Genomic DNA, 12,188 nt, shown 5'->3' with positions numbered 1-12,188 from the left:
TTAAAATTCGATAAACACGTTTAGCACGTTCGAAGCTGACTGCCCCTAGCCAGACTCTACGGGTACGTTTAGCGCCACTCGACCGGCATGACCTGCTTTAACACCTCTGGAAAATGCGTCGTCCCGTAACCCAACATCTCACTGGCCACGACGGCGGCGCAGGTGGCTTCACCCTGGCGGCCAAGCAGAGCGTTTTTCCACACGGTGAAGTCGCGTGCGGCGTGAGCGATGCGGCTTTGCAGCGTACAGGCCCGATCCAAGAAGGCGCAGGCGAGACTGCGTAATGCATAAGGCGAATCCTCCTCGGTTCCGAATAGGCTGTTCGAGGCACATTTGGCAAACAGCGCGGCTAGGCAAAACATCACCTGCCCCCGCTCAGCAGGTGAACGGTCAACCAACAGCGCCAACTGCATCAGCCGTGCATAAAAACCCTCATCAAGCGTACAGTTGCCGTCGCTGTCGAACCGATAAACCCTGTTCGCCCATAAGCCGTGCATCAGCAACTGCTTCTCAGGACTCACCAGTTTAATGTTTGAGTACGCCTGTTTCGTCGTTTCCACAAACAGCTGCTGGGTGGCGGCACTCAGATTTAAGCGGGCCAACACCTCAATAATATGTTTTTCGCTAAGCCGGCGCAGATAACCCGACTGGAACAGCGGAAAGCGCTCTTGGCGCAAGGTTTCCCAGCAATACTCCTGCCGGTTCACGGGGACGCCATCGCGGTAAAGGTAATCATGCCGGCCGTCCGCAGCGCGATGATCGCTACCGAGTAAGCTTTCAAGCCCCTCCTGCGATAACAACAGGGCGTAGGCGGAGCGTTTGCCGGCGAGGAGAACATAATTGGCCGCGCTTTTATCCTGCCAGTTGGGCACATGTTTCGCACGATCACCAAATTCCGCCTTCAAGGCATAAGGCGCTATCCGGCGATGGGTGAGATAACGCGCATACAGCGTTTTCGCCTGCTGCACCGTCGCTGACGCGCGGCGAGCAAAGATGGCCTGGGCAATCGTCTGGATAAAGGCGACGCTATGGATAACCATACTCTCCGGGTAACGGCTGAAGGTGTCGAGTATGACGCGCAGCACCTCTTCGTGTTGCCGGCGCATAATTTTCGTGTCGAAGATGCTGATAAAGCGCGAGCCGATTTCCTGTAACCAGCGGGCAATATCCGGTTCATCATAATAAGGCGCGCTGGACAGTTTATCTAATAGCGCGGGGGCGACGGTGGTCAGGGAAAGGTCGGTTTGCTGTAGTGAAACCATTATCCGCCGCATTAAGGTGATTTTCAGCGGCTGATAAACCGTGCTGATACTGTCAATAGCCTGCAACACGCCACCGCCTTTGGCGTAATTGCTTGGATTAAGATAATTATCGACGGCGTTTTGACTCCATCCGGCTGACAGATCCAGTTTGAGGTCCCCTTCAATAATGGCCCCTTGGAAATTCATATTGCACATGCCGCCGGGAGAAATATGCGCGCCGCTTAGATTGGCGTTGCGCAAACAGGTGCCGCGAAAATGGGTAGTGCGCAAATCCGCATTGCGCAGATTGGCATATCTGAGGCAGGCGCCGCTTAAATCGACCTTTTTAAGGTAGGCGTCGCTGAGATCGACATGCCGCAACTTGGCACGGTAAAAGCTGGTGAGTTTAAAGTTGGCATTACGTAGTTTAGCGAAATCCAATACGGCATAGTTCAGTTGCGCTTGATTTAAATCAGCATGCTGTAAATCCGCTCGACGTAACAGGGCCTTGTCCAATCGCGCGCGATACAGCGATGCGTGGCGCAATTTGGCCCGCCGCAAGTTACAGCTGGCGAGATTCGCGTGGCTTAGATCGCTCTGGCACAATAATACGGCCGTCATAGTGACCCGGTTAAATTCGCTTTTCCGTAGATTCGCGCCGGTAAGATTTAATCTCCGCGGCAGGATCATATCACTCATAATAAGATGGGGGAGATCCAACGCGCCGATATGTCGGTTACTGGCCGCCATGAGATTTTTCAACACCCACCATTTGGCCTTTTGCCACTTGGCTTTATACGGTTTGCTCGAGGCGTCAGGAACGGTGCGGCTTAATATCATCCTGGCCGTGGTTTTAGCGCCTTCGGCAAGTGCAGGGTCTGCACCTGCACGATCCGATGGATGAGTCACTGCTCTGAACATAGTCCCCCTCCGCGTTGGCTCGAATAAGTCGCTCTCCTACTCTGTTACGCGATGCGCCCCGCCTGGTGCGTCACCCCGCCGCGTTGCCTGATACGCCTCGCCTCTGAATGAACGGCATCCCAGGGGGGATCCGTTTCACTACCATAGCGATTAAGTGGAAGAGACGAAATATCTCTGCGGCAGCGAAATTGCAGTTTTAGCCGATTTAAGCGGGCAAAGAATTGCTGAGTCGCCGTTAATCCCCAACCCGGATAGCGCGAGAAACGGGTCGCGCGCGGTCTGGCGGCGAGACAGCAACGCGCATACCCCTCTTTACTGCGCCCCGTCCCACCAGGGCCAGGGAAAGAGCGCACCTTGATTGGCCACCGCGAGAAAGTGGGTAAAACCGCCGGCGGCTGCATTTTTTGTCTGTCGATGCTGGCATTATCGCGTACAATCCGTACCATACGTCGGTAATGCCGCCCCGGGAAAACCTCTGGCGCGCGCAACGTCATCACGTTATGAGGAAGGCAGAGAACGCCGTGGTCATGCAAAAGCAGCAATACAACATTAATAAACTTCAAAAACGCCTGCGGCGCCACGTAGGCCAGGCGATTGCCGATTACGCCATGATTGAGGAAGGGGATCGCATCATGGTCTGCCTGTCCGGCGGCAAGGACAGCTACACCCTGCTCGAAATCCTGCGCAATTTGCAGCAAAGCGCGCCGGTCAATTTTTCCCTGGTTGCCGTCAATCTGGACCAGAAACAGCCCGGCTTTCCGGCGCATGTGCTGCCCGAGTATCTCGCGTCACAGGGCGTCGAATATCATATCGTTACCGAAGATACCTACCGTATCGTCAAGGACAAAATCCCCGAGGGTAAAACCACCTGCTCGCTCTGCTCACGCCTGCGCCGGGGCATTCTTTACCGCACCGCCACGGAATTGGGTGCGACGCGCATCGCGCTCGGCCACCATCGCGACGATATTCTGCAAACCCTGTTTCTAAATATGTTTTACGGCGGCAAACTCAAAGGGATGCCGCCCAAGCTTATGAGCGACGACGGCAAGCATATCGTCATCCGGCCCCTGGCCTACTGCCGCGAAAAAGACATTGCCCGCTTCGCGCAGGCGCGCCAATTTCCGATTATTCCCTGCAACCTGTGCGGTTCGCAGCCCAATCTCCAACGCCAGGTCATCGGCGATATGTTGCGCGACTGGGACAAACGCTACCCGGGGCGGAGCGAGACGCTGTTCCGCGCCATGCAAAACGTGGTGCCGTCACATCTTAGCGACACGCAACTATTCGATTTTAAGGGCCTGACGCAGGGCAGCCCCGTGGCGGGTGGCGGCGATATCGCCTTCGATCGCGAAACCTTTCCCCTACAGCCCGCGGGCTGGCAAGACCTGCTGGAGGACGACACGCCGCCGGTTCCTGACGGCCGACTGGACATCGTGGAGCTGCGCTAACGGGCCCGGCGCTTTCGCGGTGAACGCGCGCGCGGCGCTGGCGAAGCCGGATAAATCGCCTGCAGCCCAATTCTCAACGCCGCGCAGGCTGACAGCCCCCTATGCCAACGCACACCCTACCCGGTCTCGCTTAGCCGTGCCTCACGCGGTACGGCGCGATTTTCACCGCGCTTTACCCTCGCTGACGGCTTTATAGCAGATGCGGCGGCGGATCATTAATCGGGTGCGGATCGGGATTATAGGGCGGCTCCAGCGGCGGTTCGGGGATAGGCGTCGGGATCGGCGGCGGATCGGTGGGAATTGGATCGTTGGGTATCGGATCGGTCGGAATGCTCATTCGGTAGCGGACTGCTGCGCTGCAAGCAGCGTGAGACTCGGTCATCATAATGCTTCCCCTCTCTGATAGGCGTCACCGGGTTGACACGCCATCACGCGTGGCGTGGCGCTTATGGCCGCTGTGCACCGGCCTGCCGCCATGGCCTTCACGGCGTGCTTTGTTAAAGCGTAGTAAGCATTACGCGTCACAACAAGCGGGGTTTGGCCGCACCGGTCGCCATTATCGCCTTTGGCTCTCATGGGCGGGCAGCAGGGATAAAAAAAATGCCGGGCTATTCACCCGGCATCATCTGAATTAAATATGCTATGCAATAATTCAAAAAAGGAAGTAAGACAATATGGAGCGCAACGCCCATCGCTTGACGTTGCATTCACCTGCGAAAGTGATCATGCCTCATATTGCGGCCACTATTATTGATATTGCTCAATTTTAGGGCCAAAAAGACGCAGCTTCCGCCTGCGGCGCCCCCGCGGTTACAACCATCTACGCTGTTTTAACCACCACGCAACGCCGGCGATCACTATCACTAACACCAGGCAAAACAGCGCAAAGCCGTAGCGTTCGCTATTGCCCGGAATGCCGCCTAAATTCACGCCGAACAGGCCGGTCAGAAACGTGGTCGGTAAAAATATCATTGCCATAAGCGACATGGTATAGCTGCGTCGATTAATGGCTTCCGCCATCAGCGAATTGATCTCATCGGCGACCACCGCCGTGCGGGCGATGGCGCCGTCGATGTCGTCCAGCCCGCGCCCCAAACGATCGGCAATGTCCTGCATGCGCCGGCGATCATCGTCCGTCATCCAGGGGAGATGCTCGCTGGCCAAACGCGAAAACACGTCGCGCTGCGGCGTCATATAACGCCGTAGGACAATAAGCTGCTTACGTAAATGGGATAGCTGGCCGCGGGGCGGAATCTGCTGATCCAGCAGATCGTTCTCCAGGGCGATAATCTTGTCATGCAGATCTTCGATGAATTCGCTGGTATGGTCGGTAAGCGCGTCGCTCATCGCCACCAGCCAGCTGCCGCTATCCTCCGGCCCCTGCTTTTTCTGCAAATCGTCGAGTATCTCCTCCACCGCCTGAATCGGCTGGCGGCGCGTGGTGACTATCAACCGGCCGGTGATATAGATGCGCAGCACAATCAGCTCGTCGGCGTGGGAATCGTTGGCGAAATTGATGCTGCGCAGCACCACCAGCGCGCCTTCACCCAGGCGGGTAACGCGCGGACGGGTGCTGTTGCCGGCCAGGGCTTCGCGCACGGGATCGGGGATCAGGGGCGAACGGCTGAGCCACTCGGCGCTGCCCTGGTGCTCCACGTCCAAATGCAGCCAGCAGGTCCCGCCGCACTCCGCGATCGCGCGATCCTCAATCGGGATCACCCCACCCTGACCGTCAAGCTGCCCGGCGTAAACGATTTCAGAAAAATTAAGCGTGTTCCCCTCTAACAGATCCAACATCCAGCACCTTTGTTAACCATGAGTAGGCACCAGTATAACCGTTTTCACCGGGGTGCGATCAGGAGGATGCCGTGGCCTCTCGCCCCGTCAACTCACGCAGACAGTCCTGCGCCGCCGGCAGCAGCGGCGCGCCGATACCGCTGCGGGCCAGCGCCGCCGGACTGCCGTAAAAACCGCCGGCGGAAATTTTGATCTCGCCGGCCAAACGCACGGCGAAAATGATCAGTTGGACCTCCTCTCCCGCCGCGCACCACTCTTCACCCTCCCCCGGCTGGCACGCCGGCAGCGTCACGCGGCGCCAGGCCAGCGGGCTGCGAATACGCTGCGCATCCAGCAGCAGCGGGCCGCTTAACTGTAAATCCGGCGGCAGGTGGGTTATCGCGGTACCGCGAATATTGAGATAACCGTTGACCTTTAGCCCGACGGGCAGCGTGGACAGCGGCGTACTTTCCAAATCAAGGGAATCCTCGAAATGGCTGTGGGCCGCTAGCTCGCGCAGCGGCGTATTTTCGAGAAACAACGGCCCCCCGACGGTCAACCCCGGCGGCAATGCCGTTATCGAGGTATCTTTTAAATCCAGCACCTCCCCCACGCTGAGCATGGCGGGCAGTTCCCCAAGTGGACAGCCGGTCAGCAGCAAAGAGCCGGCGACCACCAGACGATCCGGCAGCAGGGAGATCCCGCTGCCGCGCAAATCCAGGTGGCCTCTCACCACTAAAATCCCGTCGGGGGTGAAAAAGAAGCGCACTTTCCTGGCGCCCATCAGGTCAATCAGCGCCGGTAATCGCTTATCCATCGCAAACCTCCCCGCGCTTACGCTGCCGCACGTCCAGCGGTCCGTTTATCCCCAGGGGCCCATATGTCCGCGCAAAGCGGCGGCGTAGCGGCAAACGCTCGCCTGCCGGCGGCGACCCGGATCGGCGCCGTGTCCTGCGCCGTGCATGCGCCAGCGTCGCCAGAGGCAGGATGTTACCCTCGCCAGCGCGCAAGTGGACTGACCAAAAAGTACAGCGGCTAACATAGTCAAAATCGGTTGCAATCGCCATGGCAGCTTACTCCTGAAATGTCACAATGGGACCGTAATAACAGGCCGGAGCGCGAGCGGGCAGCGGGGCACCGCGTCGCGCGGGTAAAATGCGTTTCCGCCACGCTGGTGGGCGCACCGGACGGCACAGTTAAAATAATTGATTGAAAGTCGTCGCTCGTTTAATAGAATAATCACGGTGATTGACTATCGCCTCGAGCTCAATTAACCCTTATTATTAAATATGTAAATTAGTATTTATGTAATTTTATTTATTTAATTACTCGCACCTGAATGTTATCGTTTACGACAGCAATATAGCCATTGAAACGATAAAGCCCGATGAAATTAATGAAACTTTTTGAAACTGTCAAGGGTATGGCAAGGGATAATCTCTTCGCCTAATAACATTATTACTAGAAACTGTTTAATCGGTGGTCCCATTTATGACGGAACAATTTAATGAACGTTTAAAAGAAGCCCTTTTTGCCCGCGGATTTAACGCCGCCGAACTGGCACGAATAATCGGCGTATCTAATGGTTATATGTCTAATTTATTATCCGGCTATATTGCTCGCCCCCACAAGCATCTCATTAGCATTGCAGAAGCGCTGCGGGTGCGGCCGGAGTGGCTGCTTAACGGCTACGGCGACCCCAATCTTGATGATAATAAGCATTTGGTTGAAGTGCCGTTGTATAAATTTGTACACAATGATCAGAAAAAACGTTATATAAAAATCATTCAATTGCCGGAGATAGCGCTGCTGCCCCATTCCGACGGTCTTTATGGGGTGCAAATACCGCCAAACGAAATATTTGCGAATTCAACCTTAGCCGTGATTAATGAAAAACTCAAAGGCAGCGGACTCTTTTTGTTGCGCTGCGGCGGTGCGCTAACTCTCTCAATGCGTATTGATGATATTACCTCCATTCGCTGGATTCATCATACGCCCCAACCGCCGGATATGAACAATTGTGCGGTTCTGGGTAGAATTGTGGCTTTTTTTGATTATATTGAATAAAGGAGTGGGCGAAATGATTTTAGAAAAAATAACTAACAATAATATTAGTTACCGGGTAAAAAAAGGAGGCCATATATTTCGCGATAGTGCCGACAGCCTGGTCAGAAATCATCTCATCGATTTTTTTTCCGCCCACGATCGCCATACTATTCTCGTCTCCTGCTCCTTGAGCCCGCTGGATTTAAACCGCTACAAAGAGTTCACCATTTTCATCGTGCTGCTTACGCTGTTCGTATCGTCGCTGCTTATCGCCATTCCCCTTTCGCCCAATACCATTTCGGTGTTTAGCGGGCTACAGCCCGGCGGCATTCTGATCTTTCCCCTCTCCTTCGCCTTTTTGGATACCATCAACGAAATCTTCGGCCGCAAACATGCACGCAACACGGTACTGATTTGCGCATGCGCGCTACTGCTGGCCGCGGGAGGGATTTGGCTTAGCCTGCAATTGCCGGGGGAAAACCCCGAGCAGACAAAGCATTATCAAGCGACGTTCAGCCCGCTGCCCTGGCTGTTTTTTATCAATTTCATCTGCCTGCTGACGGCGGATAATGCTAACAACTATATCTATTCGCGCTTTAAAGAGCTGTGCAACGGCCATTATCTGGTGTTCCGCTGCCTGGTCTCCACGCTCATCGGGCAGTTTCTCTACTCGCTGATTTGGATCCTGATGTTCTTTACCACCCGCATGCCCCTGGGGGATATGCTGCACTACGTCCTTTCAAACTACCTGTTCAAAGTGGTCTATTCGCTGCTGGTCTGCATTCCCATTACGTTCATCCTTGTCTCAGGCATCCGTCGCGAACTGTTCAAATAGCCATGGCCGCAGCCAGCCTGAAAGGACGCATGACGCCCCCTCTCCACCTGTGGCCAGCCCACATTATCAGCCGCGCTCGGCGACAGATAGGGTAATTGATACGGAATTCACGCGCAAAATGATGGCTGAATACCGCTGAACACATCGCCCACCGCGTCAGCCGATAGGAGCCACGAGAGACAGCCACCGCGGCAACAGCATGCCGCGCAGAGGCTGCGGCTCGCGGCCGGTTGATGGGATAGCTTCGCGCGCGGCGCGCAGGCTGCCACCCACGCCGCGCGCGCGGCCAGCCGGCGGCAACGGGCCGCTTAATGTTTCAACACATACAGCGTCTGACTGTAGGCCACGTCTTCCGGGTTGTTAATGGGATACCCTTTCAGCCAAGGCTTGATCAACCGGCCATTGGTGAATTGATAGAGGGGCGCAATAGGCGCCTCATCGGCAATGATGGCCTCCGCTTTGTTATAATCCTCGCTCAGCCGCTGCGGATGTGTTTCCCGGCTGGCCTGTTGCAATAGCTGATCGTAGGCGGGATCGCTGAATTTGGCGATATTGCCGCTGTGGGTGGAGGTCAACAACGATAAGAAGGTCGAGGGCTCATTGTAATCGCCAATCCACGAAGCGCGCACCACATCAAAGTTGCCGGTGTTGCGGCTATCAATATAGGTTTTCCATTCTTGATTGACCAATTTGACATTCACGCCCAGCGTTTTTTTCCACATCGACGCCACCGCAATGGCAATCTTCTGGTTACTTTCCGAGGTGTTATACAACAGGGTAAGCGTCAGCGGCTTATTCGGCCCGTAACCGGCTGCCTGCATCAGGGCCTGCGCCTGGGCGTCTAGCTCCTGCTGGCTGTGCTGCTGCAAGTAGCTGGCCGCCGGCGTAAAGCCTACCGTTACGTCTGGGGTAAAATGCCAGGCCGGCTTCTCGCCGGATCCCACCACTTTACCGGCGATAATGCGCCGGTCGATGGCATAAGACAGCGCTTTCCGCACCCGCACGTCCTGCGTGGGGCCGCGCCGAGTGTTGAAGGCATAATAATAGGTACCGAGCTGATCCGGCGTGTAAACCTGATCGGGGATGTGTTGCAGCAGTTGCCGGTAACGATCCTTGGGAAACGACTCGGTAATGTCGATATCGTTGGCCATATAGCGATTAAGCGCGGCCGATTCGGCGCTAATGGGGACAAAGGTCACCTGGGTCAGCACGGTATGTTGATGATCCCAATAGTAAGGATTGGGCGTCAGGACCAGTTTTTCATTCACCACGCGCTCGCTGAGCTGAAACGCGCCGTTGCCCACCAAATGGCCGACGCGCGTCCACTCCTGGCCGTAACGCTCCACCGTGGCGCGATTCACCGGAAACAGGCTGAAATTGGCGGTCAGGCTGACGAAATACGGCACCGGCTTATCGAGCGTCACCTTCAGCGTGTAGTCGTCCGGCGCGCTGACGCCCAATTGTTCAGCGGGCAGCTTGCCGGCGATAATCTCGCTGGCGTTTTTCAGGCCCGCGAGTTCGGCAAACCAGGAAAAAGTAGAATGGTTGGCGGGATCAACCAATCGACGCCAGCTGTAGACAAAGTCCTGCGCCGTCACCGGCTGGCCGTTCGACCAGCGCGCGTCGCGACGCAGATGAAACACATAGTTTTGGTTATCGCTGGTCTGCCAGCGCAGTGCCACGCCGGGAATAGCCTTGCCGGCGGGATCCTGATTGACCAGCCCTTCAAACAAATCCCGGTCAACCTGAGCCTCTACCAGCCCGACGGCTTTAATAGGATCGAGTGAGGAGGGCTCGTCTTTGATGTGGCGTACCACCTGTTGTTTATCCGCCAGCGCGGTACCGGGAGGGACCGTGGCGGCGTGCAGGTTGCCGCAGACGGCGGCGAGCATGAGGGCGCAAATGGCAAACGGGAAACGCGGCATAGACTGTTCCTTAGCGTTATGGCCGATATCGGGCTTACCCCGTCGGCGTTCTGGCAAAATACTCTGCGGAAACTAACACTGCGGGAAATTTTTCGGTAAAGTAATCACTGTTAATGTAACTGATTATTTTCTGGCGGGAAACAGTATGCAACCCTTTCGGCCCCGATCCCAGCGCGGCGCCTTGCCATCGTTGGGAACATCCTATGGTACCTCAGTGCTGGGCGCGCCGCTGCTTTATCATCCCGCCAGCCGGGGGGCGGCAGGTCATGGGCTGATTATCGCCGGCACCCACGGCGATGAGACCGCAAGCGTCATCGCGCTCTCCTGTGCCCTGCGCACGCTTGGCCCGGAGGCGCTGCGTCATGCGCTAGTGCTGGCGGTCAACCCCGACGGCTGCCGGTTCGGGCTGCGCGCCAACGCCCGGGGTGTGGATCTCAACCGCAACTTCCCGGCGGCGAACTGGCAGAGCGGTGAAACGGTGTATCGCTGGACCAGCGCAACGCAGGCCCGGGATGTTGCGCTTGCCACCGGCGACCAGGCGGGTTCCGAACCGGAAACGCAAGCATTATGCCGGTTGATTGACGATCTGCGGCCCGCCTGGGTCGTCAGCTTCCATGAACCGCTGGCCTGCATCGAGCAGGCGCCGCCATCGCCGCTGGCGCAGCGTCTGGCGCAGACATTCCGCCTACCGCTGGTAGAGAGCGTGGGGTATGCCACGCCGGGATCGTTCGGCAGTTGGTGCGCCGACCGCGGGCTGCCGTGCATTACCGTGGAATTGCCGGCCATTTCAGCCGATGCCGCCACCCACGATTATCTTGAAGCGATGATAGCGTTATTAACGGACACCGACGGCGCAACGCGCAGCTGAGGGCAGTCGGCGCTCCCCCGCCCCCTGTCTAAGCGCACCGCCTGCCAAGCGCTCAGCCGAGCGTTATCGACCCGCACTGGAAGGACAACGCCGGTTCAGCGTCCATCGCCAGCCAGGTGGGACCATCGAGATCAATAAAGCTCGCCTGCGGCGTCAGCGGCAGCGCTGCCGCCACCGCGCGCGAGGTACAAAGCATGCAGCCCAGCATGATAGCGAAGCCCTTCGCGCGCGCCTGTTGCGCCAACAGTAGCGCCTCGGTCAGCCCGCCGGTTTTATCCAGCTTGATATTGATCATTTCATAACTGCCCTGTAGCGTCGCCAATTGGTCACGGGTATGACAACTTTCATCCGCGCAAATCGGCAACGGGTGGATAAAATGCTGCAACGCCGCGTCGTGCTCCGCCGGCAGCGGTTGCTCCAGCATCGCCACCCCTAAATCGGCGAGCAACTGACAACGCGTCGCCAAGCCCTCCGGTTGCCACGACTCGTTGGCGTCCACAATCAGGGTGGCTTGCGGCACCGCCGCACGGATGGCAACCACGCGCTCGGTTAACAGGTGGTCGTCCAGTTTAACTTTCAGCAACCGGGCACCTTGGTCCCAGCAGCGCCGCGCGGCCTCCGCCATCGTCTGCGGCTCATCAATACTCAGGGTCTGCGCCGTGACGATCCGCGTCGGCAGCGCGACACCGGCATAGTCCGCCAGCGTTTGGCCGGCCGCCTGGCGCTCCAAATCCCACAGCGCGCTATCGATGGCATTGCGCGCGGCGCCGGCGGGCAGCAATTGCAGCAAGACGTCTCGGCTGATGCCCTGTTCGATGCCGTGCAGGACGCTGTTGATTTGCCCGATAACCGAGGCCTCGGTTTCGCCGTAACGGGGATAGGGCGTACATTCGCCGATACCATGCAGCCCATCTTGCTCGATGTCCACCACCACCACCCGGGCTTCGGTACGCTCACCGCGCGCGATGACGAACGGCGTTCGCAACGGCCAGGCCTGCGGATAAAAACGCATTACTCTCATCGGGCATCCTCGGATCAATTAGCGGCAAATCAAAAGTATAGCGGCAAAACACCGCCTACCGGCAGGGGTAAGAAGAAATTTCGTAATTCAACGCAATTAGGCTTATT

Annotated in this window: 10 protein-coding genes; 4 read left to right on the top strand and 6 right to left on the bottom strand. The window is 57.0% G+C overall.

Going from position 1 to position 12,188, the window contains the following annotated elements:
• Window positions 1-68 precede the first annotated feature (68 nt).
• Complete coding sequence (locus tag SANT_RS09660; RefSeq protein ID WP_257720089.1) at window positions 69-1,931, bottom strand: pentapeptide repeat-containing protein; 1,863 nt, start codon at window positions 1,929-1,931, stop codon at window positions 69-71.
• Between the two features lie 731 nt (window positions 1,932-2,662).
• Between SANT_RS09660 and ttcA the strand changes: the two genes are divergently transcribed.
• Window positions 2,663-3,610, top strand: coding sequence for a tRNA 2-thiocytidine(32) synthetase TtcA (ttcA, locus tag SANT_RS09655; protein WP_038669507.1), 948 nt, complete (start codon window positions 2,663-2,665; stop codon window positions 3,608-3,610).
• 190 nt (window positions 3,611-3,800) lie between these two features.
• On the opposite strand, the gene SANT_RS24600 is transcribed toward ttcA, so the two are convergent.
• The 3 genes from SANT_RS24600 to SANT_RS09645 all read right to left on the bottom strand — a co-directional run bounded on the left by SANT_RS24600 (window position 3,801) and on the right by SANT_RS09645 (window position 6,203).
• Window positions 3,801-3,947: a hypothetical protein gene (locus SANT_RS24600; protein WP_200867283.1), complete on the bottom strand. Its 147-nt coding sequence runs from the start codon at window positions 3,945-3,947 to the stop codon at window positions 3,801-3,803.
• Window positions 3,948-4,420: 473 nt separating this feature from the next.
• Window positions 4,421-5,404, bottom strand: coding sequence for a zinc transporter ZntB (gene zntB / locus SANT_RS09650; RefSeq protein ID WP_025422089.1), 984 nt, complete (start codon window positions 5,402-5,404; stop codon window positions 4,421-4,423).
• A gap of 61 nt (window positions 5,405-5,465) precedes the next feature.
• Entirely contained in the window at window positions 5,466-6,203 is a 738-nt protein-coding gene (locus SANT_RS09645; RefSeq protein WP_025422088.1) for a hypothetical protein, read from the bottom strand.
• 674 nt (window positions 6,204-6,877) lie between these two features.
• Between SANT_RS09645 and SANT_RS22915 the strand changes: the two genes are divergently transcribed.
• Window positions 6,878-7,453, top strand: a complete 576-nt coding sequence (locus SANT_RS22915) for a helix-turn-helix domain-containing protein (protein ID WP_025422087.1) — start codon at window positions 6,878-6,880, stop codon at window positions 7,451-7,453.
• A gap of 13 nt (window positions 7,454-7,466) precedes the next feature.
• Entirely contained in the window at window positions 7,467-8,267 is an 801-nt protein-coding gene (locus SANT_RS09635; RefSeq protein WP_025422086.1) for a queuosine precursor transporter, read from the top strand.
• Between the two features lie 308 nt (window positions 8,268-8,575).
• Here the strand turns inward: SANT_RS09635 and SANT_RS09630 are convergent, their stop codons facing one another.
• A complete protein-coding gene (locus SANT_RS09630; RefSeq protein WP_025422085.1) occupies window positions 8,576-10,192 on the bottom strand; it encodes a peptide ABC transporter substrate-binding protein in 1,617 nt (538 codons plus the stop codon).
• Between the two features lie 145 nt (window positions 10,193-10,337).
• On the opposite strand from SANT_RS09630, the gene mpaA reads away from it, so the two are divergent.
• Window positions 10,338-11,060: a murein tripeptide amidase MpaA gene (gene mpaA / locus SANT_RS09625; protein WP_025422084.1), complete on the top strand. Its 723-nt coding sequence runs from the start codon at window positions 10,338-10,340 to the stop codon at window positions 11,058-11,060.
• Between the two features lie 52 nt (window positions 11,061-11,112).
• On the opposite strand, the gene ycjG is transcribed toward mpaA, so the two are convergent.
• Window positions 11,113-12,081, bottom strand: coding sequence for an L-Ala-D/L-Glu epimerase (gene ycjG / locus SANT_RS09620; protein WP_025422083.1), 969 nt, complete (start codon window positions 12,079-12,081; stop codon window positions 11,113-11,115).
• Window positions 12,082-12,188: the final 107 nt, after the last annotated feature.

Origin of the sequence: Sodalis praecaptivus (assembly GCF_000517425.1) — a bacterium.
Lineage (GTDB): Bacteria > Pseudomonadota > Gammaproteobacteria > Enterobacterales > Enterobacteriaceae > Sodalis_A > Sodalis_A praecaptivus.
The sequence above is the reverse complement of the archived record's forward strand: the minus strand, read 5'-3'. Positions and strand labels throughout refer to the sequence as shown.